Genomic DNA, 23,404 nt, shown 5'->3' with positions numbered 1-23,404 from the left:
ACAATAGATCACTGTCCTGCGCGCTAGCGCGCAGGACAGTGATGAGGAGATATACGCAGTGGCGGATCCGTTAACCCGACGCTACCTATTAGCGAGGCAATTCGGATGTGCGCCTGGTCGTGTGGATTGGGACAGTGCCCAACGAATAACCCGCAGTGCCCGGTAATCGATGTGGGTGTCGGAATGGCCGATTTCGTCATCCGCAGGGATGCTGCACAACTGTTTAATGTCGATATTAAAAACGGTGGCACCCTTCACGGGGTTAGTGATGAAGCCAGATTTCCAAGGAGTGGCCTGTTTGTCATCTGGGCTGACCATGACGACGTAGGTCACACCAGAGACCGTATCCCGATGCTTGTTGAGGTTGGTCATGAAGGGCGAGCCCACCATCTGTTCGTAGACCGCCGGGCCGACGATCGGCTCGGCAATTACTGGGAAAAGGTGGGGCATAGCGTATTTCACCATGGTCGCGGCACCCATGAGGGTGGTGCCATGATGAGTACCAGACAGGAACATAGCAACGCGTACGTCTTTCCCACCGTAGCGGGTAATCCGATTGCGAATAATGAGTCCACCCTGGGAGTGCCCGATGAGGTCAACTTTCTTTGCGCCAGTCTTACGCTTAACTTTTTCAATGAAAGCATTTACCTGCGCTGTTGTTTCATCAACGTGGGCAAGTCCGTAATACTCGGGGTTCATCTTGGTGTAGAGAGTATTAGGGTTGTAGCCGGCATTGATCCCATAGACGCAGTAACCGTTATCGTGCAGCATCTGGGTGACGTCAATCTGGCTCAGCTGACGTGAGAATGTCCCGTGAATCATGATGACTGGAGTCGGATGCTCGGCAGAGCGACAGTCCCAATGGTTCAGGATAGCGGGGAGGCCATCCTTCATCGGGACTTCGTCTTGGTCAATGGCGTCATCGGCGTTGGCCCGGGGAAGGCCGGCCGACGGTAGAGCACAAAGCAACGCTAGTGCGGCAAGAGTTGCTCCAGTCTTGCGCAGGAAGCGAGTGCGAAGCATGGTTGTCTTTTCTCCCGTGTGTGAAAGGTCCAATAAAAACATAGCCACCAGCTACAACAATATGTTGGTGGCCACGTTGCAGAGTCGTCTCACATGTTACTGAATACCGAGACCCAACAAAGCGTTCTCTACAACTTCGGTCAATGCAGGATGAATCCAGTATTGACCACGCGCCATGTCAGGAACCTTCAGATCAAAGCTCATGGCCTGAATAATGGGCTGAATAAGCAGGCTAGCTTCATGCCCGAGCAGGTGTGCCCCGAGCAGCTCACCAGTTGCCGCGTTCGCAATGAGTTTGATGATCCCGTGCTTATCTTCCATAGCCCAGCCGTAGGCGACATCACCGTACTTCTGAACTTTGACTGTCACAGAGAAGCCCTCTGAGTCACCCTTAGCACGGGCTTCCTCCTCAGTGAGACCGACATTGGCAATCTGAGGGTTGGTGAAGATAGCAGCCGGAACCACCTGGTGGGGCATCTCCTGATAATCTGCAGGCGAATCCGCCATGAGGTTGTGTTGGACAGCGCGCATCTCCGCATTAGCAACATGCTTGAGTTGATAAGGGGACGAAATATCTCCGAAGGCCCACACATCAGGTGCGGTAGTGCGGCCAAACTCATCGACCACGACACGGCCCTTGTCAACCGTGACACCGGAGCCGTTCTCGAGCCCCAGGCGATCAACGTTGGGAGTACGGCCGGTAGCAACGAGGAAAGCATCGCCAGTAACCGTGCTACCGTCCTCAAAGGTGACGGTGGTCTCGAGGTACGAGGAGCCATCTTCACGCTGCTTTTCTATCTGGTCGATGGCCGTAGTGCCCTGTCCGAGCCGAACATCCCATTTCTTGCGTGCGATCTTTGTAAAGAGTTCAGCAATTTCATGGTCAAGGTGCTTGAGGAGCACCTGGGAACGGCCGATCAGTGTCACTTGTGCGCCCATCCCAGAAAATACATTGGCGAACTCGGTGGCGATATAGCCCGAGCCGAGAATAACAAGATGCTCCGGAACACGGTCGATGCGCATAATGTCTTCGTTAGTGTAGTACTGCACCCCAGACTCGGTGACCAATCCGGGAACAGCCGCGCGCGAGCCAGCCGCCAGCACAACACGGTCGGCGGTGATTTCATGAGTGTCGGTGCCGTTGCGGTCAGTTACCTGGAAACGTTTTTTGCCAATGAATTCAGCATGCCCATAAACATCGATATTGCTGCAGTCTTCCACACGGTAACGTTCGCCACCAGCGGCGATAGGATCGATGCGGTTCCACACTCGATCGACGATTTCCGTCCACCGCACCTCATTAACCTGGGCGTTGACGCCTAGACGATCCAGATCCTCCAGGTCATGAATACGATCAGCGGGGTAAACAAACATCTTGGTGGGAATACACCCGACATTGAGGCAGGTGCCACCGAAAATCTTGTCCTCGCAGAGAGCGATCTTCAGATTGTCAAAGCGTTCATCGAAAAGTGAGTTACCAGAGCCGGTACCAATGACGACAAGATCATAATGTGCTGCAGTCATTCATCCATCCTTGTGAAGTGTGGTGCTAAGCGATGCTCAGAAGAAACGTTCCCACGAGGGGAGAAGGGCACTTCCCATGGTATACGTCTGATCGCTTCATTTCGTCCCACGAACACCCATAGCTTCCCTCTATGAGAACCGTATCGGCCACTCCGCCACCCGCCTACCCCTTCGCAGCTATCGTTGGGCAGCATCAGATGCGAGAAGCTCTCTGCCTGCTTGCCATTGATCCACGAATCGGCGGAGTGGTGATTCGAGGAGCCAAAGGGTCGACCAAGACAACCGCAGTGCGGGGAATGGCTCCGCTTCTGGGGAAAGCGGAGTATCCCATCGTCGAACTTCCACTTGGGGCCACCGAAGACCGTGTGGTGGGATCTCTTGATGTAGCGGCAGTCCTGGAATCCTCGAAGTACCAGTTTCAACCTGGGCTTCTCTCCCAAGCAGATGGTGGTGTCCTCTACGTTGATGAGATCAACCTGCTGAAAGACCACCTTGTGGATGTCCTCCTCGATGCCGCAGCCACGGGATTTGTGCATGTTGAGCGGGACGGTCTCTCGCATACCGCACAGACGTCGTTCATTCTGGTGGGGACGATGAACCCAGAAGAGTGAGAACTACGTCCACAGCTTCTCGACCGCTTCGGCTTTAGTGTGGAGAGTGAGCCCGTTTCCGATCCCGCCCAGCGAGTGGAGATTGTGCGCCGGAGGCTCGCCTATGATGCCGACCCTTCCGGTTTTACCCAGAAGTGGGAGGACTCCACCAGACAGTTGCGGGCACGACTCCGCACCGCCCGCGAGTTGCTCCCCACGGTAGAGATCTCCGACGAGGTAGTGCTGCGCATATCCCACATTGCCACTCACGCTGGGGTGGATGGGCTGCGCGCCGATGTTGTGATGACGCGCGCGGCATGTGCCCACGCCGCGCGGCAAGGGCGGAGCACCGTCACCGATGAGGACTTGCGAGAGGCTGCCCTCCTGGCACTCCCACATCGACGGCGTCGGGCCCCCTTTGATCCACCCCAAATGTCGGAAGATCAAATTTCTGAGCTGCTGCAGGCTAGCGCTCCACCACAGACTCCTCCAGCTAGCGCTCCACCGCAGACCGCTCCTTCCGGTATACCGCACACACCGCCGCCCGGTGCCTCCGCAGTGCGGAAACCCACGGCACTCGCGAAACGCTCGTCGTCTTTTTAGTGGACACCTTCGGATCAATGGCCGCACGAACCAGGATCTCCGCCGTACGTACCCTCATGGGAGACATCCTGACAGACGCTCACCAACATCGAGACAAAGTTGCCCTTATTGACTGTCAGGGAGCAGAAGGACGGGAGGTCCTTCCCCCCACCCGCTCGCTCGATCGGGCGGCAACGGCCCTCGACACCCTCACTGTGGGAGGATGCGCCCCACTTGCAGGAGCTCTGCGCCAGGCTGTCTCCCTTCTCAACCGGGAACACGCCAAAGACGACGGCATCGCCTTAGCCCTTGTCATCCTCACCGATGGGCGGGCTACCGTCTCCAGCTACCCAGGGTACTCGCCACGCGAAGAGGCCCTTACCGTGGCACAGCAGTTACGTGGGCTTCCGGCTAGTACCCTGGTAGTAGATTGTGAAGAAGGCCGAATCCGGCTGGGTCTGGCACAACGCCTTGCAGAGGTGGCAGGTGCCCGCTGTATCAGTCTCTCTTCAGTGACGGACTACCAGCAGAATAGAAGGCGACGATGCCCCAGGGGCAGCTTGCCCAACCCGCCCCCACTGACGGACTCACCACCCGCCAACGACGCCAGCTCCCCACCACTGTGGTATTCACCGGTGACGGAAAGGGAAAATCCACAGCGGCATTCGGGATGGCACTGCGCGCCTGGACCACGGGTATCCCCCTGGCAGTCTTCCAATTCGTGAAATCCCCCCAGTGGAAAGTAGGAGAGGAGAGCGCTTTCCGAGAACTCGGAGCACTCCACGATGACATCGGGCGGGGTGCTCCCGTCGACTGGAACAAACTCGGAAGTGGCTGGTCGTGGATTCGACACCACCAGGATGACGATCCCGCAGCAGCAGCAGCCGGCTGGGCGGAAATTGCCCGTCGCCTTTCTGCCGAAGAGTATGGGTTCTACCTTCTTGATGAGTTCACCTATGTGCTCGAACGTGGATGGGTCGATAGTGCAGAAGTTATCGACACGCTACAGCAGCGCCCAGGGAAACAGCACGTTGTTATCACCGGCCGACGAGCACCCGCGGAACTCATCGCCACCGCCGATCTCGTCACCTCTATGGAGAAAATTAAACACCCCATGGATGTGGGCCGACGTGGGCAAAAAGGGATCGAATGGTAAGCCCAGTTGCGCCGGGCCTTGTTATCGCCGGTATGCAATCACACTTTGGGAAGACTCTTGTTACTGCAGGTCTTCTGCGCGCGTTTCGGAATCTTTATGCTCCCAACGGTAGTGTCGGTGGATTCAAAGTCGGCCCCGACTACATCGACCCTGGTTACCACCAGGTGGCAAGTGGGCAGCCCTCCCGCAATCTCGACCCTGTCCTGTGTGGCGAAGATGCTATTCTTCCTCTCTACCGTTATGGAGCGGAAGGACACCGACTTGCGCTTGTGGAAGGTGTGATAGGCCTCTACGACGGCCGGATGAATCTCGCCGCAGACGCCCCACGGATTCCCTTCGGTTCCACCGCCCATGTAGCGCAACTCCTCATCCCTGGAGGCTTCCCCGAAGAACACCTCCCCGACCTCACCCAGAACCGCACGCTGTTGGCGAGTATTCGAGCTGCCGCTACCGCAGGTTTGCCAATCTGGGCTGAATGCGCGGGGCTAGTGTACCTTTCCGCGGCACTCGACGGAACACCCCTAGCAGGTGTTCTTCCCTGCCATACAACCTTCAGTGAACAACTGACCATGGGGTATCGGGAGGCAACGTGTACTGGCGCCTCCTGGGCATTCCGCCCAGGCGAGCAGATTAGCGGACACGAATTCCACCGAACGTGCATCACAGCGCCGGCAGCCCGGCGGCGCCTGAATACAGCCTGGCAGTGGGAGAGTTACGACAATCAGAACGTCATTGCTGAAGGATGGGTAAGTTCCACTATCTATGCCAGCTATCTACACACCCACCCGGTGGCACGACCAGCCGTGGCTCGGCGCTTTGTCCGTGCAGCCCAACACTACCTCCGGCCCCGCGAAGGAAACGCATGACCTCTCCTTCTCATCCATCCACCGGTCGTGTCATTCTGGTCGGCGCCGGCCCCGGAGACCCCCGCCTCCTCACTTTGGCGGCGGTCGACGCACTTGCTGCCGCAGATGTGGTTTTTGTGGATCGGCTGGTCAACCCTGTGGTGCTGGAGCATGCTCAGCAGGCGGAAATTATTCAGGTCGGGAAGACTCCTTACCATCCAGGAGACCACAGCGTTACCCAGCACGACATCAACGAGCGGATAGTGGAGGCAGCTGGAGAGGGAAAGACGGTAGCTCGTCTGAAAGGCGGAGACCCCTTCCTCTTCGGCCGTGGTGGGGAAGAAGCTCTCGCCTGCCAGTCCGCAGGCATTCCCGTCGCCATCATTCCTGGTATTAGCTCTGCCCTAGTAGTGCCGGCAAGTGTAGGTATCCCCGTTACCCACCGGGGAGTGGCGCAGGCGGTCACCATCGTCACTGGGCATTCCGCAGACGCTGACCCCGACTGGCAGGCGTTAGCGCGGAGTGCGGAAACACTTGTCATCCTCATGGGAGTAAAGCGGAGCGCTGAAATTGCTCAGGCGCTTCTCGCCGCAGGACGCGCGGAAGGTACTCCAATCTGTGCTATTTCGCAGGGAACTCATACCACGCAGGCAGTGGTAAATGGCGATTTGGAACAAATGGCAGATAGTCTAGTGAGTAATCGGGTTTCTGTACCGGCCATTATCGTGGTGGGCGATGTTTCCCGCCTCACCTTGGACACGTTAGAAACCCCTGCGAAGGAGTTCCCCCATGACTGATACTCCCCAGGTTGCTACGACTCAGGAGAAGGTGACCGTATTCGGTCTCCCGCTTTTGGTGCTCTCTCTCCTCCAATTCATGGTGGTGGTCGATGGCACCGTCGTTAACCTTGCTCTTGCTCCCATCCAACGGGAGTTGGGTCTCTCTGAATCAGCCAGCTCCTGGGTCATCACCGCCTACGCTTTGGCCTACGGCGGGCTTCTCCTTCTCGGCGGACGTATTGGGGATGTTTTGGGACGCAAGCGTGCGTTCCTCATTGGCGTCGGTATTTTTACTGTCGCCTCGCTACTGTGTGGCCTCGCTCGCTGGCCACTCATGCTCATTCTGGCCCGAGTCCTACAGGGGTTGGGAGCTGCGGTAGCTTCGCCCTCCGGTATGGCCCTCATTGTCGTGACCTATCCTCCTGGAAAGGCTCGTAACCAGGCATTTGCTGTATGGTCAGCAATGACCGGTCTCGGTTCAGTATTCGGCCTCATCATCGGTGGAGCATTGACAACGATTTCGTGGGAGTGGATTTTCCTCATTAACGTGCCCATCGGTGTGTTTATTGTGGTCGCTGGGCGCTTTGCATTGAGCCCAGTACAGGGACAGCGAGTGCCCCTGGATGTACGGGGTGCGATTCTGGCCACTCTCGGATCAGCTGCTATCGTTTTCGGTCTCACCCACGCCGGTTCTGGGCTTAAGAACCCGCTGGTTATTACCGCTCTTCTGGTGGGGATCGCCGCTCTCGGTGCCTTTTTCATTACTCAGAAGCGCACCACCAATGGAGTACTTCCCCTCAATCTCTTTGAGCGCCGGGACCGCGTCTTTACGTTCGTCGCAATTTTCTTACTCGGCGCAATCATGACGACCGTTGCGGTGTTCGTGGCGCTTTATGTGCAAACCATCTTGAAGTACACAACGCTGCACGCGGGGCTCGCCTTCATCCCGTTCGCATTTGCACTCGCCCTTGGTGCCGGTACCGCATCAAAGGTGTCCATGAAGTGGGCACCTCGGGGGATTATTGTGGCCGGCTGCATGTTCATGGTGATTGGCTTCGGATGGGGCACCACCATTAACGAGCAGTCCAGCTTCTGGGCCAATATCTTCCCGCCCACCATCGTCATTGGATACGGTGTAGGTTTGGTGAGCATCGCTCTGACCCTCTCTGTGGTTGCGGGGGTGAAACCTATCGATGTTGGTCCGCTCACGGCTATTTCTCTTGTGGCGCAGACCTTGGGCGGGCCGATCGGACTCACGTTTGCTGGCGCACTTGCACAGACTTATACCCGGCATCACGGTGGAGCGGATATTCCCATTACGGCGATGAATGCCACCCAGCTGCATGCCTTGGGTGAGGGCTATCTCCTCACCCTCTTTGTCTGTCTGGGCCTGGCTGTCCTCATGGGAATCTTGAGTGTGCTCTTTGTCCGGTTCACTGTTCCGGAAGTAGTTGAAGGCCAGAAGGCCAACGAGGCTGCGAACGATCTTCCCTAATGTTTAAGCCGATCTAGCCTTAGCGGGCTTGGTGTGAGCTTGGGGCGCCACTAGTCTTCCCACATATGGTTGTAGGCATTGGCAGCCTAACGTGTGTCAACTGGCCAAAAGGACTAGGCTAACTGTCTGTGATCACCAGAATGTCGACGCTTTTTTTGCGTACTCTCCGAGAAGACCCCGCCGACGCAGAAGTAGCCAGCCATAAGCTGCTTGTTCGTGCCGGTTATATCCGCCGTGTCGCCCCGGGCATTTACTCGTGGCTGCCCGCTGGCCTACGGGTGCTCCGCAACGTTGAAAAGGTTGTTCGGGAGGAAATGGACGGAATTGGAGCCCAGCAGATCGAGCTCCCGGCTTTGCTCCCGCGCGAACCCTATGAGACCACCAATCGTTGGACTGAATATGGCTCTGCGTTGTTCCGCCTGAAAGATCGTAAAGGTGCCGACTACCTCCTGGGCCCCACTCACGAAGAGCTTTTCGCCCTCACAGTGAAGTCCCAGTGTACGTCCTATAAAGACCTGCCGTTGGTGCTCTACCAAATCCAGACAAAGTATCGCGATGAGGAACGTTCTCGTGCTGGTCTTCTCCGCTGCCGAGAATTCGTAATGAAGGATTCATACTCTTTCAACGTCGATGACGCGGGTCTAGCAGCTGCCTACCAGGCACACCGTGGTGCTTACCAGCGCATTTTTAATCGTCTGGGGATTGATTACGTCATTTGTACCGCCATGTCTGGGGCAATGGGAGGGTCCGCCTCCGAAGAGTTCCTTGCGGTCTCACCTGCCGGTGAGGACACCTTTGTACGTTCTACCGGCTCAGACTATGCCGCCAATGTGGAGGCGGTGCGTATTCCTGCACCGGCCGCACAGCCTATTGACGGGCAACCCGAGATGGAAGATGTTCTCACTCCAGGTGCGGGGACCATCGACGAGCTTGTCAGCTGTCTACAACAGGCTGGTCATGGTGAGATTGCCGCCGATCAGACTCTCAAGACACTGATGGTGAAGACTCGCGAACCCGGGGGAGAATGGGTACCACTGGGCATTGGCATTCCAGGTGACCGTGAACTCGATCAAAAGCGCTTGGAAGCTGCGTTTGATCCGACTGAGGTGGAACTATTCGAGGCGGAAGACTTCGAGAAGTACCCCTTCATTAAGAAGGGCTATATCGGTCCGCTCGAACTGCTCGATAATGACATTGCCTACTGTGTGGACCCCCGCGCCGCCGCCGGTACAGCGTGGGTGGTCGGTGGTGGTCGACCCGATGTGCACCGTCTTCATGCAGTGGTGGGACGAGACTTTACCCCCACAGGTGTCCTTGATGTTGCGACGATCCGTGAGGGAGATCCGGCGCCGGATGGGCATGGCACACTGACGCTCGCGCGCGGTATCGAAATTGGGCATATCTTCCAGTTGGGACGCAAGTACACTAATGCTTTCGAACTCGATGTGTTGGGAGAGGACGGCAAGCCCCAGCGGGTGACAATGGGATCGTACGGCATTGGCGTATCTCGTCTTGTTGCTGTGCTTGCTGAACAGTTCCATGATGAGAAGGGCTTGCGCTGGCCAGCGCAAGTTGCACCGTGGGACGTGCATGTTGTTGTCGCCAATAAAGCCGAGGGAGTGGCAGAGGCTGCTGCGGGAATGGCTGAGCAACTGTCTGCCGCCGGTCTCGAGGTACTACTGGATGACCGTAAGGCATCACCCGGTGTGAAATTCAAAGACTCCGAACTGTTGGGTATGCCGCGTGTCCTTGTTATCGGACGCGGCTGGGCCAACGGAAAGGTTGAGCTTCGTAATCGCTTGACTGGTGAGTCAGAGGAGATGGAGCCGGTTGCTGCGCTAGATGCACTGACCGCTCGATAACTATCATGACGATAACTGGGGCGCCCGCTAGGGGCGTCCCAGTTATTTTTGGCAGTATGTGGGGTCGACGAGCCGACAGTGAGGCAGTGGTCTAGGCCATGTGTTAATGGCTCGTACCGCTGTAGTTTTCTGTAGTGGGTTGGCTGGTCCCGCTATACGGAGAGCTTGTGACATCCGTAGGGTAGGGGGCCGTAGAGGAGTATTGATCGTTGTAGTACCAGCGCGACATGTTGTCATTCGTGGAGGAGGTGTAGACAGTGTTGTCGGTGGTCTCTGGGGAGCTCGTCGATGGGCTGGTTGGAGTAGTTGGGGAGGGAGCATCGCCAGGATCCACTTCCTTGACATGCTTATCATCGAGTCGACGAAGCCCAGGAAGTGGATTAATGGCCGGGGACATCCCGGCAGCCATTCGCCAGCGGGCGTTCCATTCTGCAGTATGTAGGAGGGCTTGCATAGCGAGTTTGCGGGACTCTGGGGTGGTGCACTGCTGTAGTGCCCGCGACCAGGCGACGGAACAGCCATCTTCAATATGAGCAGCCAGTTGAATAGCGGTGAGGTTGTCCCACACTTTGTCCTGAGAGGTGTACGCCACCTCCGGCAGAGGAGCTTTCTCGCCGGCAGATTCGATGAGATGGATAATGCGATTACGGCGTGAGCGATGAGCGGACCACACCTCAGCAATAGAGCTGTTGCGTGCACCGGAGATGTATGCAGACACGACTCCATAGCCGAAAATGGCAGCGTATTCACTCCGCAGCGCATCCCCCAAAGCGCGAGCATCCGTATCAGAAAGCATCAGGAGAGCACCACCTTAGCAAGAGCGTTGCAGGAGGCGGCGATGCTTCCTGCCAGACCGGCGCGGTACCCTGCGCTCGAAGCAACCACCGTGAGTGCTTCCTGCGAGGCATCCGTGAGGTGTCGGCGTAGTTTTTTCAGCGAGCCCACCGTGTGAGGTGCGGATGAAGAGGGTGTTGCCGGCTTTTTCCAGAGTTTTTCTTGACGGCTAATTTCAGCTTGGAGTGCCGCAATATGTGCTTTGCGTACCGTAATGACATCGTTCACGTGTGCGGAGGACGAGCGTAGGGAGCGTGCGGCAGCAACGTCGCTCTGTGCGCTAGCGAGTAGTTGGTAGAGGGGGTCAACAGTGTTCTGCCGGCCTTGCGTACATCCCGCTACCACAGGAGTTAGACCAAATGCGACCGCCCCCAACAGGAACTGACGACGATTGCAGAGATATTTTCCGAAATTGGAGGGGTGTCCTGCCGACACACTAGCTAGGCGCTGCTCATCTATAGTCACGCGACTTATTGTGCCAGAGTCCCCGGCGGAACTGTGTGTCGGGTTGAGAGAAAAAATGCGAACTTCACCCCCAAGGTGGGTATCCTGGAGACAGTGACACAATCGAAAGAAGGCAGAATGCCCCACTCCTCGTCTGATGAGGCCCGTAGCCTCGCCACCGAAGATGCCGTGGCAGACATCGTTAGCCCTGTGCTCAGCGAGCACCATGCTGAGCTTATTGATGTTCTGTTCCGGCGGGAAGATGGTCAGCGCGTGATTGAGATCTGCGTTGACGACGATTCTGAACTCGGCCCCTCTCTTGAGACCATCGTGGAGCTATCCGAGATTCTCTCCCAGGAACTCGATAAGCACGATAAAGACTCTGCCCCCTATCTGCTGCAAGTTACCAGTCCCGGGCTTGGCCGTCCCTTGACACGTTTTCGGCAGTGGCAGCGTAATCGCGGCTCTCTGGTAACGATCGAAAAGACAGATGGTGCCTCTCTGCAGGGCCGTATCGGTACTGTCAGTGATGATGCAGTGGTGATTGTTACCGCCCCGCCTGTGAAGAAGGGGCAACGTATCAACCCTAAACGTATCGCCGTACACACGGTGCCTTTTGCCACCATTACTGTGGCCATGATTGACTTTGAATTCTCCGAGCCCTCTGATGTGGACTGGGAGATTGCTATGGACGACGAGAAACTCGCTGCGCTCACCCACCAGGAAGGGAAGTAACAAGTGAATATTGATCTGGCCGCACTGCGGATGATTGAAGCCGAAAAAGGTATTCCGGTCAAAGACATGATCGAAACCATCCGTCAGGCCCTTTTGAGCGCTTACCGCCATACCGAAGGCCACCAGCCACACGCTTCTATTGATATCAACGAAAAGACAGGTGCTGTCACCGTCCTGGTCAAAGAGTTTGATGAGGACGGGGCCATTATTTCGGAGTATGACGACACCCCCAATAACTTTGGCCGCGTTGCCGCGACCACCGCCCGACAGGTTATCTTACAGCGGCTCCGTGATGCGGAGAATGATCGCACCTATGGCCAGTATGCTGCACAGCAGGGCGAGATTGTCGCCGGTATCGTACAGCGCGACGCGGCTGCTAATAAGCGTGGTATGGTCGTCGTGCAGCTGGGTACGGAAATGGATTCGCAGGAAGGTATTCTCGCTCCGAGTGAGCAGGTGCCTGGTGAGCACTACAACCATGGCGACCGGCTGAAGTGCTTCGTTGTCGGTGTACGGCGAGGAACAAGCAGCACGCAGATTCTGCTGTCTCGGACTCACCCCAATATGGTGCGTGAACTATTCCGTCTGGAAGTTCCTGAAATCGACGCCGGTGAGGTTGAGATCACCTCAGTCGCGCGTGAAGCAGGTCACCGCTCGAAGATCGCAGTTCGTTCCCTCAAGGAGGGTATTAACGCTAAGGGTGCCTGCATCGGCACGATGGGACAGCGTGTCCGGAACGTCATGCGCGAACTGGGTGGGGAGAAGATCGACATTGTTGATTGGGATGATGATCCTGCCGTTTTCGTGGGTAATGCTCTCTCTCCTGCGAAAGCGCTGTCAGTGACGGTGTTGGACGAGGAAACGAAGGCTGCTCGCGTCATTGTGCCTGATTATCAGCTGTCGCTAGCCATTGGTAAAGAAGGGCAGAATGCTCGGTTGGCGGCCCGTCTGACAGGTTGGCGTATCGATATCCGGTCAGATGGTGTGTCCACTGAGCCACCGGAGCGTGCGGAAGCCTAACGTTCGCGTACGGTGTGCGCCGCGCCCAGCTCCTCGAATTCGGGGATTTACCACGGAATTCGATACAATAGCCTGTGGCTATACGTAAGGTTCATCGTCCCACCCGAATGTGCATTGTAACGCGGGAACGACGAGAGTGCTCGACCCTGTGGCGATTTGTCAGTAGGCGCACTGCTGACGGCACCGAGTTAGTATTTGACCCGCGAGCCGTGCTGCCTGGTAGGGGAGCATGGATCTTGCCTGATCAGCAAGTATACGAACTCGCACTGCAGCGTCACGCATTCCATCGAGCCTTACGTGTGCAAGGACTGCTGAACACCGATACTGCGACTCAGGCAGTATCAGCATGGTGCAGCACCCCGGATGGAAATGTTCACTCGGTAGAGTGACATCCCATCAACAGATATGAAAGTGAGACCGACCGCTGATGAGTACACCGTGAAGTCCCTCCGATGAACGGCAATCACAGTAACCATTGAGGTCGAGCACCTTTTCGGCGCTTGACCTCTGAGTGAGGAGAAAAGTGGCTGGAAAGGCCCGTGTTCACGAGCTAGCAAAAGAGCTCGGAGTAACATCCAAACAACTTCTAGAGACCCTGAATCAGCAGGGCGAATTCGTAAAATCCGCGAGCTCCACAGTGGAAGCTCCGGTCGCGCGTCGCATCCGCAAACAATTTGCTGAAAAAGCTGCCCAAGCAGAAGCGACCCCGCAGCCTGCAAAGGAGAAGGCTGCTGATACCGCTACCCCCGCTGCTGCGAAGAAGCCCGCAGCTAAGAAGCCCGCAGCTAAACCAACCGTTGCAGCTAGTGCTGCAGCCGCTAGCGACACGCCAGCCGCTGCCTCCACGAAGGTGAGCGCCAAGCCGGCTGCTCCCAAGAAGCCGGCCCCGAAGCCCGCTTCCCCCAGTACAAGTACAGCAGCAGAAGAGTCTGCCACGACCGCTGCTAAACCAAGTCCTGCTGCTGTCGCCAAGGATGCGGCAAAGACGACGAAGGCTCCGAAGCCTGGTGCAGCTGCGAAACCGCGAGCACCGCGTCCTTCGCCGGCAGCTGCCGCGAAGGCTGCCGCACGTCGTCCGCACGTCGCTAATAACCCCTTCTCCACCCCCGATGAGCAGCCAGCTCCGCGGCCGATGCCGCGTCCAGGTGGTGGCCGTCCTGGTCCTCGCCCTGGAGCCCAAGGTGGCCAGGGAGGTCAGAAGAACCAGGGTGGACGTGCTGGTGGTCAGGGTGGACGCTCTTCCAACAACCGCGGTAACCGCGGCAGCGAGAACCGTCGTTCCGGCCGTTTCCCCACCCCTACAGCCATGCCACGCCATTCTGGTGCTGCTGAGGCGCCGACTCCTGCAGCTGGCGGCCGTGGCGGTCGCGGTGGCGGATTCGGCGGCGGTAGCCGTGGTCCCGCAGGACAAGCGAGTTCCGGTAATGGACCTGGCAATGGGGGTTTCCGTGGTGGTCGTGGAGGCCGTCGCGGTGGTACTGCAGGGGCTTTTGGCCGTCCGGGTGCCGCACCTCGTCGTGGAAAGAAGTCGAAGCGACAGAAGAAGCAAGAGTATGAAGCAATGCAGGCGCCCTCAGTGGGCGGTGTGCGGCTTCCCAAGGGAAATGGCGAAGTTGTGCGCCTTTCCCGCGGTGCTTCCCTCGCTGACTTTGCAGAGAAGATCGATGCCAATCCGGCATCTCTGGTACAGGTGCTGTTCAACCTCGGTGAGATGGTAACGGCTACCCAGTCCGTGTCGGACGATATCCTGGAGCTCCTCGGCGACGAGATGAACTTCAAGGTACAGGTGGTCAGCCCTGAGGACGAGGATCGCGAACTGCTCGAATCCTTCGACCTCGAATTCGGTGTGGATGCCGGTGACGATGATGAACTCAAGCGTCGCCCGCCGGTGGTCACCATTATGGGCCACGTTGACCACGGTAAAACCCGCTTGCTGGATACTATTCGCCGCACCAATGTTGGTGAGAGCGAAGCCGGTGGTATTACCCAGCACATCGGTGCCTACCAGGTGCGTCTTCCGATGGATGGACGTACTCGTGTCATAACGTTTATCGATACCCCTGGCCACGAAGCATTCACGGCTATGCGTGCACGCGGTGCTAAGTCGACAGACTTGGCGGTCATTGTGGTTGCCGCTGATGACGGCGTCATGCCGCAGACAGTGGAAGCCATCAACCACGCCAAAGCTGCAGACGTTCCGATCGTGGTGGCCATCACCAAGATTGACAAAGAGTCTGCAAACCCCGAGCGCATCCGTGGCCAGATGACTGAATACGGCTTGGTACCGGAAGAATACGGCGGCGAGACGATGTTCGTCGAAATTGATGCCAAGCATGGTGTCAATATCGATAAGCTGCTGGAAGCTGTGCTGCTGACCACTGATGCCACGCTTGATCTGCGGGCCAATCCGGATATGCCGGCACAGGGTGTCGCTATTGAAGCTCACCTTGACCGTGGTCGTGGACCGATGGCAACGGTGCTGGTGCAGCGCGGTACTCTGCATATTGGCGACTCGATTGTCGCTGGTGAATCCTATGGCCGTGTGCGTCGTATGGTTGATGAATACGGTAACGACCTCGAGGAAGCAAAGCCCTCTCGGCCAGTGCAGGTGCTTGGTTTTACGAGTGTCCCCGGTGCAGGTGATAACTTCCTGGTCGTTGAAGAAGACCGTATTGCCCGGCAGATTGCCGAGAAACGTGACGCACGCAAACGCAACGCACTGGCAGCCAAGACTCGTAAGCGCGTCAGTTTGGAGGATCTCGACGAGGTCTTGAAGGAGACGTCGAAGCTCAACCTCATCCTTAAGGGTGACAACTCTGGCACGGTCGAAGCTCTTGAGTCGTCGTTGCTGGAGATTGAGGTTGACGACGAAGTTGAGCTCAACATCATTGACCGTGGTGTTGGTGCTGTGACGGAGACGAACGTCATGCTGGCGCAAGCTTCTGATGCCGTCATCATTGGTTATAACGTCCGTGCCGAGGGTAAGGCCACGGAGATCGCCAACCGTGAAGGTGTGGAGATTCGTTACTACACCGTCATCTATGAGGCTATTGATGAAGTGGAAAAGGCTCTGAAGGGTCTTCTCAAACCGATCTACGAAGAGCATGTCATTGGCCATGCCGAGATTCGTGCACTGTTCAAGTCTTCCAAGGTTGGTACGATCGCTGGCTGCATGATTAAGGACGGAATTGTCCGGCGCAATGCTAAGGCTCGTGTTGTGCGAGATGGCAATGTTGTCTGTCCGGAGACATCTGTAAACTCGCTACGGCGTGAAAAGGATGATGTGACAGAGGTTCGTGAAGGTTTCGAATGTGGTCTGACAGTTGGATATTCCGATATTAAGGTTGATGACATTATCGAGGTTTACGAAATTGTCGAGAAGCCACGCGACTAGTTTTGCGTTACACGTGTAAATAGTACGTAACAAGAGGCTCCCTTCTTCTAGCGGGAAGGGAGCCTCTTTTACCGTTTGAAGTGGCAAAAAATGGCGAAAGGTAGCCACGGGGGTAGCGAAGGGGGTAAAAATGGGGGTGAAATATGGGGGTAGATGCGTAAATTGTGAAAAAGTTTTTTGTTGTGTCAGAGACGTTCACCATTATTTACCCAAAACTACCTCAATTTCATCATGTGGAAATACTTATTCGGAGTATCTAACTAAACCCCAAGCTATCTTCGGGTTATGTGAGACGAGACTTGTCCTAATCTTCCAATAATTCCGCATAGTGACGCGCTTCACATTGATGTAAAAGGGTATTGCAGAGCAAGAAATTAAGAAAGTTCTCAGACGCTTAGAAAGGTTTTAGAGGGCCAAAAAATAAGGGGAACGTAAGAGTCATAGTGTGAGTGCAGGTTAGTAATTCGCCCAAAGGAGACGTTGATGTCTTTGTTCACCAAGAACGCGGATCCGTTAGCCCTGTCCACTATCACCCCCGAACTGAAGAAAGCACGCGCTGCGGACTCCGTAGCTTTTGCTATTCAGGCCATGCTGATGGTGGCTCTGCTAACTTCTCTGCCCTCTCTTATGCCCCTGCTGGGTATCTCAGCTTCTAAGATCGCTCTCGTCGTTCTCGCTCTTTCAGCTTTCTCTGCAGCGGGTTCTGTCGTTATTACCATTGTTGCTAGTAAGACTTCCAGTGCCTTCGCTATTCGTGTCGCACTCGCACTACTTATTCTCGCCAGTTTCGGCCTCACCTTTGGCCCTGCATCCCCCGGTAACTCTAAGCTCCCCGTCTTTATCATCTGCACGATCTTCTATGGGTTTGCCGTGGGTGCACTTGATGCAACCACTAACATGCAGGCCGTGGCTATCCAGCGTCGCTACGGACGAGTTATTCTCAACTCCTTCCACGCAGTGTGGTCGGCCGGTGCCATCGTTGGCTCCCTCGTAGTTTCTCTAGGCCAGTGGGTTGCCGGAAAGATGGGATTCGGTCCCACCGCTGACGGCGATCCCTACCTTTATCAGCGCTACATGTGGACAATGGTGACCCTCATCATCCTCCTCACCATTGTTATCTTCATCATCTCCCCGAAGATGTTGAAGTACGGTCACGAAGAGGATGAGACCAGTGCTGAGGTGAAGAAGAAGTTCCACCCGCCGATGAAGATCTTTGCCGCTCTCTGTGCAGCCATGGTCTTCTTCTACACCATTGACTTCGGTATTCAGAACTGGTCCGCCGTCTTCCTGACGGATATCGAGCACGCCGATAAGGCCATTGCCCCGTTGGGTCTCTCCTGCTACATGGTTCTCGGGATGATCGCTCGTATCGTTGCTGACCGGCTGGCTCGCCGCTTCGGTGAAAGCAAGACGCTTTTTGTTGCCGCTATTATCTCCCTTATTGGCTTGGTCATCGTCCTACTCGCCAAGTCTCCGATCGTCGCTGTGGTTGGCTTTGCGATTGTGGGTTGTGGTGTTCCGATCACCGCCCCGCTGTGCTTCTCCACTGCCGGCTACCTGGTGCCAATGGAACAGCTCGACGAAGCTATTGGGCGCCTCAACCTCTTCAACTACATCGGTACTCTGCTAGGCGGCGGTGTGGTTGGTCTCATCTCGCAGGGTGATATGAAGGTAGCAATGCTTTTCCCCCTCGTGATGTGTGTCGCACTTGTTTGCCTGTCGCCCTTCTTCCGTCGTCCCACTGACCTGGAAGCTGTCGAAGAAGGCGATACTGTGGATGTTGGTAACATTACCTTCACGGATGTTCTCAAGTAAGAGACGAACTAACTAATTCCATTTTGAGTTTTCCCATAATGATGTCCCCTCCGGATGAGTCCGGAGGGGACATCATTATGAAGTTGTAAGCAATGCGGGCTGCGGTGCAGCTCGTGTGCTTTAGTCAACAATAACGTCGGGCTTCTTAAACGACGGCGAGGTCAGTAGAAGCAAAACTGCCATCACCAAGGGGAAGATCATGGCGATTTTCAGGTTGTCGCCAGCGATCAAACCGACAATGCCGCCGCCGAAAACGGTACCAGCGTAATTGAAAAGGTTAAGCCGGCCGACAGCTTCGTCCATCTGGTTGATAGGAACCATGTATCCGGCAGTGGAGAAGCACAGCGGGGCGGTGATCGGAACACCACAACCCACAATCGCAAAGCCAACCACAGCGACGATGGCGTTCGAAGCTGTGAGAACGACGATCATACCGATGATGGAGACAACCGCAGCCAGTGCGAGAGTTTTGACCTCGCCAAGCTTGTTGACGACGCGATCAGCGAGTGAGCGGGCGATCAGACCAAAGATGGTGTAGACCGTAACACCCAGGGGTGCAGTGGCTTTATCTGCCTCGAGAAGCTGTTCCAAATAGAGTGGGGACCAGTTCTGAATACCAAAGTCGATGGCGTAGAAGAACGCCATGGCAGCACAGAGAGCGGCAAAGGCCTTCATCGGTGCGGCAAACTTAATCTTGTTGCCCTGGTCATCGACTAGGGAGTCTTTCTCCCGGCCGTACTCGAGCATCTTCGGAGAGATGATGAGACTTACAACGGCGAGGATGAGGACTACCGTAATCATCGTCCACATGTAGCGCGGGTAGAGGTAGGGATCAGAAACTACATCCCCGGCAGCACTTTTATGAGGGCCGAATCCGGCCATATCGCCAATCGCTTGGCCTGCGGACACCAGCAAGGAGCCGACGATGGCACCCACTGACCAAATGGCGTGGAAGGAGTTGAGAATAACTCGTCCGTAGCGGCGCTGAATAGCCACGGCCTGCATGTTGGTCGTAGCATCGATAGAACCGACAGAGAGCCCGTAGATCAGGATAGAGACGCAGAACAAGGGCAGACGGGCATTTTCTGCAGCGGCAGGGGTAAACGCGAGGAACAGGCCAGAAACAACCAGCATCCCCAGTGCGATACGAATGGAGAATGCAGAGGAGGTACGCTTCGCGACCAAGGTCATGAGGGTAGAACCCACTGCAGCAATAATGGAGAGAGCGAGAACGATATACGCGACATGGCGGAGTTCAAGCCCGAGGATGGGAACTAGGCTCGGCAAAGACGTCACCAACGCCACCAGCAGCATGGCGTGAACGCCGAATGCGCAGGCAGCGGAGATACGAGACTTGCGGAGTTCGGGAATAATAGCGGTATCGACCGTCACAGTAGTCTCCTCATGGAATGGTTGGCTTTCCCTATTGAACTTAGTCAAATGTGCTTTGGCAGAAGCTGTTTTTCACAGTTGAGACGAAATCAGGATGGCTAAGTGGGTACCGTTCCCCAAAACTTGGCAATATGTCAGCTTCCCCTTATTCTCGCATTCGAGGGAGCCGCCTCACCTGTTCACCCCGTTATTGGGTATTCTCGAAAGGTACGTCACACACTGTCATGCCGTGTACCGTGTAGCGGCATACTTCGTCAGAGGAGGGCCTTATGGCATCATCGCCCCGTACGCGCCGACTCGCAAAGCGTATCGGTGAGATCGTGGCTACCGCGATTGACCGAGAAATTAAAGACCCTCGCCTGCAATACGTCACTATCACTGACGTGCGGCTAACCGGAGACCTCCACGATGCTACGGTCTATTACACGGTACGGGGAGAAACGCTGGATGCGACTCCTAACGTGAATGCCGCAGCTGCTGCACTTAATAAGGCCAAAGGCCAGCTGCGTACTTTGGTCGGGCAGGGCACTGGAGTTCGGTTTACACCCACGTTGCGCTTCGAAGCTGACACCGTTCCCGATGCTGCTCTCCGCATGGAGGAGCTACTGGCAAAAGCGCGTGCTGCTGATGCTGCTACTGCAAAGGCGCGGGAAGGAGCCTCACCTGCTGGCGAAGCAAACCCCTACCGGGACAACGAAGACGTCGATTCTGACGACTAATTCAGAGCGAGGGTGTATCACCCCAGGAAGGAGACGCGTGACCGCGCAGCACGTTACGATCGCTGAAGCAGCCCGCCTCTTTGCAAACCACGCCCACCGAATCGCTGTTATTGCGCACGTTAATCCTGACGCTGATGCTATCGGCTCAGGTCTGGCAGTCGTGCATATCGCCCATCTTATGGGGAAAGAAGCCTGGCTGAGTTTCGCACGCCCTGACCGCACTCCAGAAACACTACAGATCCTGCCCGGTGCGGAGAGTATTGTGCGTCCCAATGAGATGCCTGATGATCTGGATTTTGTGGTTGTCGTGGATTGTGGTTCTGCTGATCGTATGGGAGAACTGCACCATCTTGCCGAGAAAGTGCCCTATACCCTCATTCTTGATCATCATCGATCTAATGACGGCTTTGGCACCCATAGCGTGATCATTCCCCGTGCAGATGCGACAGCTCAGCTCGTGTTGGATGTACTAGATGAACTTGACCTAGAGCTCACCAAAGATATCGCACAGTGCCTTTTTGCTGGTCTCCTTACCGATACTGGCGGGTTTCACTGGGGAAGCCCACGGGCACACAGCGATGCAGCACGCCTCGTACAAGCGGGAATCGATTCGGATACCCTTACTCGCCAACTCCTGGACACCCGCCCCTTCAGCTACCTTGAGCTGCTTGCAACAGTCTTACAGACAGCCACCTTAATTCAGGATGCAGGAAAGGGAAGAGGCTTGGTTTACGCCACAGTCCCTTATGACGTTTACCGTCACGCTCGTCCCGAAGACGTACAAGCTCTCATCGAGGTGGTCCGTACTACTGCAGAAGCAGAAATCGCCTTGGTCGTGCGGGAGATGACACCCGGAACATGGACCGGATCTCTCCGTTCGCGGAGTCTCGTCAATGCCGCGGAAATTGCCCGCCATCTTGGAGGCGGAGGGCATCGCCGGGCCGCTGGTTTCACCGTGCAGAGCACGTTGGCAGAGGTGCTCGAGAAAATTCTTATCATACTGAGTGACCCACCTCTGCACGACGGACATCGGGCACTGAACTAGCGATGCCTACCCCGTCTCAGCACTTGTCACAGCACCTCATTCCTGATCTCTTGCGGCTAGCACTCCCTGCACTCGTTGTCCTTGCCGCAGAACCGCTGTATGTACTCTTTGATACTGCGCTAGTTGGTCATCTGGGAGCAGTCGAACTAGCAGCACTCGCTGCTGGCGGCACAGTTCTGGCAGTTGTTTCGTCACAGCTTACATTTCTGTCCTACGAGACAACGGCACGATCTGCTCGATTCTATGGGGCTGGCGAGGCGAGGCTTGCCCGTCAAGAGGGCGTACAGGCAAGCTGGCTCGCTCTCCTAGTAGGCGTCAGCATCCTCGTTATTATGCAGATTTTTCTGGAGCCCATTGCTCAGCTCCTCACCGGCGGCGGTGAATTAGCCTCCGATACCGTGCTGTGGCTGCGTATCGCATTAGGGGGAGTTCCTTTTATCCTGTTGTCCATGGCGGGAAATGGGTGGATGCGAGGTGTCCAAGAGGTCCGTCGTCCTCCCATTTTCGTTGTTATCGGCTTCGGTTTATCTGCAGTTTTGTGCCCAGCCCTTATCTACGGTTGGTGGGGTTTACCCGCGCTCGGTCTGCATGGTTCCGCGTGGGCCAACGTCGTAGGACAATCAGCTACGGGGCTACTTTTCTTAGTTGCACTGATTCGAACAGCCCGGCAGTATCAGCTGTCCTGGAAACCGCAGTGGTCGGTCGTCCGTGAACAGCTCCATATGGGTAAAGACCTAATTGTGCGGTCTCTTGGATTCCAGGTGTGCTTTCTTTCCGTTTCGGCGGTAGCTGCGCGTATCGGGGCGGAGACACTCGCAGCTCATCAAATTGTGTGGCAAATCTGGGTGTTTACGTCCCTCCTCCTCGATTCGATTGCGATTGCTGCACAGTCATTGGTGGGGGAGTCTCTCGGTGCGCAGCGTACTACCGAGACAAGTCGGCTGGGACGACAGATTGTGGTGAGTGGGACACTTTTCGCGACGGTTATCGCTTTCGCCTATGCGGCGTTGCACAGTGTGATTCCGAAAATCTTCACCCACGACTCAGCAGTGCTCACACAAGCGTCTATCCCGTGGTGGTTTATGGTGTGCTTGCTTCCTGTGGCAGGTGCCGTGTTTGCATGTGATGGGGTCCTTCTTGGCGCAGGGGATGCTGCATTTCTCCGCAATGTCACCGCAGCCGCCGCATTTGGCTGTTATCTTCCGATGATTTGGCTGAGCTACAGCATGCACTGGGGGTTGGCTGGGCTGTGGAGCGGGTTCGTTCTTTTCATTGTTGTGAGAGCAGTCGCAGGGCTTATCCGACAGCGACGTGGGAAGTGGCTTATATATGGAACACCTGATGCTTTAAAGTAAGCACTATCATGAGCCAGCACCTTTATACTTTCTATCAGCTTGTTTCTCATCTTGGTCACGGGGTGAACGGAAACTGCTTCTGCGATGACGAAGATTTCACCGCTACTTCGGCCGCCGCTGCGGAAGCGCTTGCCCAGCTCCTCCCAGCAGAGAGAGAGCTCGTAGCACAAGCCGTTCCCAGCCGTCAATGGGAATTTGCACGAACACGTCTCCTCGCTCACGAGCTGCTCAGCACACTTGGTTACCCACGTGTGGATCTTCTCCGCGATGAACAACGCGCGCCACTATGGCCTGTTGGGGTGTGCGGAGCCTTGGCACACACACATGGATTCCAATGCGCACTCGTCGCGACGACCGATCGGGTTCTGACATTAGGTCTCGATGCCGAACGTGCCGGACCTTTGCCTCCCGATGTGCTGGAGTCAATTGCCAGTCCAGGTGAACGGCAGCACCTCAGCCAACAAGCTGCTCATCTTCCCCTTGACACGGTACTTTTTTCCGCAAAGGAAGCCCTCTACAAAGCCTGGTATCCGGTTACTGGTGCCTGGCTAGGATTTGAGGACGCAGAGCTGAATCTCATCGTGGACAGCGTTACCGCAAAGACATCTGAGACGACAACCTATCTTTCCGGTTCGGGACGTTTTACTGCACGAGTTGAAGAGCAGGTACTGGCGCTCTATGAGGACACCTCCCCACAGTGCATGGAATTCGCAGAATGCAGCGGGGTGTGGGTGGTGGAGGAGGGGCTCATTGTCACTGCGTTGGTTCTTCCCGCCCCACAGGTAGACTAAGCGG

21 protein-coding genes and 1 pseudogene are annotated in these 23,404 nt (G+C 56.1%); 17 read left to right on the top strand and 5 right to left on the bottom strand.

Annotated elements, in window-relative coordinates:
• Window positions 1-81 precede the first annotated feature (81 nt).
• Window positions 82-1,023: an esterase/lipase family protein gene (locus tag IY73_RS01100; protein WP_053961444.1), complete on the bottom strand. Its 942-nt coding sequence runs from the start codon at window positions 1,021-1,023 to the stop codon at window positions 82-84.
• Between the two features lie 96 nt (window positions 1,024-1,119).
• Complete coding sequence (locus IY73_RS01095; RefSeq protein ID WP_053961443.1) at window positions 1,120-2,547, bottom strand: mycothione reductase; 1,428 nt, start codon at window positions 2,545-2,547, stop codon at window positions 1,120-1,122.
• Between the two features lie 131 nt (window positions 2,548-2,678).
• Here IY73_RS01095 and IY73_RS08510 point away from each other — a divergent pair, with 131 nt between their 5' ends.
• From IY73_RS08510 to IY73_RS01065, 8 genes and pseudogenes are all read left to right on the top strand, one after another.
• A complete protein-coding gene (locus IY73_RS08510) occupies window positions 2,679-3,158 on the top strand; it encodes an AAA family ATPase (RefSeq protein ID WP_237025126.1) in 480 nt (159 codons plus the stop codon).
• A gap of 39 nt (window positions 3,159-3,197) precedes the next feature.
• Window positions 3,198-3,740, top strand: coding sequence for a hypothetical protein (locus tag IY73_RS08505; protein WP_237025125.1), 543 nt, complete (start codon window positions 3,198-3,200; stop codon window positions 3,738-3,740).
• Window positions 3,741-3,757: 17 nt separating this feature from the next.
• A pseudogene (locus tag IY73_RS08500) lies at window positions 3,758-3,988 on the top strand (magnesium-chelatase subunit D); the annotation flags it as partial.
• 275 nt (window positions 3,989-4,263) lie between these two features.
• A complete protein-coding gene (gene cobO, locus IY73_RS01085) occupies window positions 4,264-4,875 on the top strand; it encodes a cob(I)yrinic acid a,c-diamide adenosyltransferase (RefSeq protein WP_053978691.1) in 612 nt (203 codons plus the stop codon).
• Complete coding sequence (locus tag IY73_RS01080) at window positions 4,869-5,741, top strand: hypothetical protein (RefSeq protein ID WP_053978690.1); 873 nt, start codon at window positions 4,869-4,871, stop codon at window positions 5,739-5,741. Before cobO ends, IY73_RS01080 begins: the two co-directional genes overlap by 7 nt.
• Window positions 5,738-6,517 carry a uroporphyrinogen-III C-methyltransferase gene (gene cobA, locus IY73_RS01075; RefSeq protein WP_053978689.1) on the top strand — a complete coding sequence of 260 codons (780 nt, stop codon included), beginning with the start codon at window positions 5,738-5,740 and terminating at the stop codon, window positions 6,515-6,517. The genes IY73_RS01080 and cobA overlap by 4 nt, the downstream gene beginning before the upstream one ends.
• Window positions 6,510-7,994 (top strand): MFS transporter, encoded by a 1,485-nt coding sequence (locus IY73_RS01070; RefSeq protein WP_053961439.1) that lies wholly within the window; start codon window positions 6,510-6,512, stop codon window positions 7,992-7,994. Before cobA ends, IY73_RS01070 begins: the two co-directional genes overlap by 8 nt.
• A gap of 128 nt (window positions 7,995-8,122) precedes the next feature.
• On the top strand, window positions 8,123-9,856 hold the full coding sequence (locus IY73_RS01065) for a proline--tRNA ligase (protein WP_053978688.1): 1,734 nt from the start codon (window positions 8,123-8,125) through the stop codon (window positions 9,854-9,856).
• Window positions 9,857-9,959: 103 nt separating this feature from the next.
• On the opposite strand, the gene IY73_RS01060 is transcribed toward IY73_RS01065, so the two are convergent.
• Both IY73_RS01060 and IY73_RS01055 read right to left on the bottom strand, forming a co-directional pair.
• Window positions 9,960-10,652, bottom strand: coding sequence for a ferritin-like domain-containing protein (locus IY73_RS01060; protein WP_053978687.1), 693 nt, complete (start codon window positions 10,650-10,652; stop codon window positions 9,960-9,962).
• The gene (locus IY73_RS01055) at window positions 10,652-11,155 is read right to left on the bottom strand and encodes a hypothetical protein (protein ID WP_148565037.1); all 504 of its coding nucleotides are present in this window, start codon (window positions 11,153-11,155) and stop codon (window positions 10,652-10,654) included. Before IY73_RS01055 ends, IY73_RS01060 begins: the two co-directional genes overlap by 1 nt.
• A 117-nt stretch (window positions 11,156-11,272) precedes the next feature.
• Here IY73_RS01055 and IY73_RS01050 point away from each other — a divergent pair, with 117 nt between their 5' ends.
• From IY73_RS01050 to IY73_RS01035, 5 genes are all read left to right on the top strand, one after another.
• Entirely contained in the window at window positions 11,273-11,869 is a 597-nt protein-coding gene (locus tag IY73_RS01050) for a ribosome maturation factor RimP (RefSeq protein WP_053961435.1), read from the top strand.
• 3 nt (window positions 11,870-11,872) lie between these two features.
• Entirely contained in the window at window positions 11,873-12,889 is a 1,017-nt protein-coding gene (nusA, locus tag IY73_RS01045; protein ID WP_053978685.1) for a transcription termination factor NusA, read from the top strand.
• Window positions 12,890-12,996: 107 nt separating this feature from the next.
• Window positions 12,997-13,278, top strand: coding sequence for a YlxR family protein (locus tag IY73_RS07980; RefSeq protein WP_082345273.1), 282 nt, complete (start codon window positions 12,997-12,999; stop codon window positions 13,276-13,278).
• Window positions 13,279-13,412: 134 nt separating this feature from the next.
• A complete protein-coding gene (infB, locus tag IY73_RS01040) occupies window positions 13,413-16,283 on the top strand; it encodes a translation initiation factor IF-2 (RefSeq protein ID WP_053978684.1) in 2,871 nt (956 codons plus the stop codon).
• A gap of 483 nt (window positions 16,284-16,766) precedes the next feature.
• Window positions 16,767-18,098: an MFS transporter gene (locus tag IY73_RS01035; RefSeq protein WP_053978683.1), complete on the top strand. Its 1,332-nt coding sequence runs from the start codon at window positions 16,767-16,769 to the stop codon at window positions 18,096-18,098.
• A gap of 120 nt (window positions 18,099-18,218) precedes the next feature.
• Here IY73_RS01035 and IY73_RS01030 read toward each other — a convergent pair whose 3' ends face one another.
• Window positions 18,219-19,490 carry an MFS transporter gene (locus tag IY73_RS01030; RefSeq protein WP_053978682.1) on the bottom strand — a complete coding sequence of 424 codons (1,272 nt, stop codon included), beginning with the start codon at window positions 19,488-19,490 and terminating at the stop codon, window positions 18,219-18,221.
• Between the two features lie 269 nt (window positions 19,491-19,759).
• Between IY73_RS01030 and rbfA the strand changes: the two genes are divergently transcribed.
• From rbfA to IY73_RS01010, 4 genes are read left to right on the top strand one after another with little or no spacing between them, the layout of a single operon-like run.
• Window positions 19,760-20,209, top strand: a complete 450-nt coding sequence (rbfA, locus tag IY73_RS01025; protein WP_053961430.1) for a 30S ribosome-binding factor RbfA — start codon at window positions 19,760-19,762, stop codon at window positions 20,207-20,209.
• Window positions 20,210-20,246: 37 nt separating this feature from the next.
• A complete protein-coding gene (locus tag IY73_RS01020; protein WP_053961429.1) occupies window positions 20,247-21,254 on the top strand; it encodes a DHH family phosphoesterase in 1,008 nt (335 codons plus the stop codon).
• Between the two features lie 2 nt (window positions 21,255-21,256).
• Window positions 21,257-22,609, top strand: a complete 1,353-nt coding sequence (locus IY73_RS01015; protein WP_053978681.1) for an MATE family efflux transporter — start codon at window positions 21,257-21,259, stop codon at window positions 22,607-22,609.
• 8 nt (window positions 22,610-22,617) lie between these two features.
• Window positions 22,618-23,400, top strand: coding sequence for a 4'-phosphopantetheinyl transferase family protein (locus IY73_RS01010; RefSeq protein ID WP_053961427.1), 783 nt, complete (start codon window positions 22,618-22,620; stop codon window positions 23,398-23,400).
• Window positions 23,401-23,404 lie beyond the last annotated feature (4 nt).

It is taken from the genome of Lawsonella clevelandensis, assembly GCF_001293125.1.
GTDB classification, from domain to species: domain Bacteria; phylum Actinomycetota; class Actinomycetes; order Mycobacteriales; family Mycobacteriaceae; genus Lawsonella; species Lawsonella clevelandensis.
Note: the sequence above shows the minus strand (reverse complement) of the source record. Positions and strands in the feature narration are given on the sequence as shown.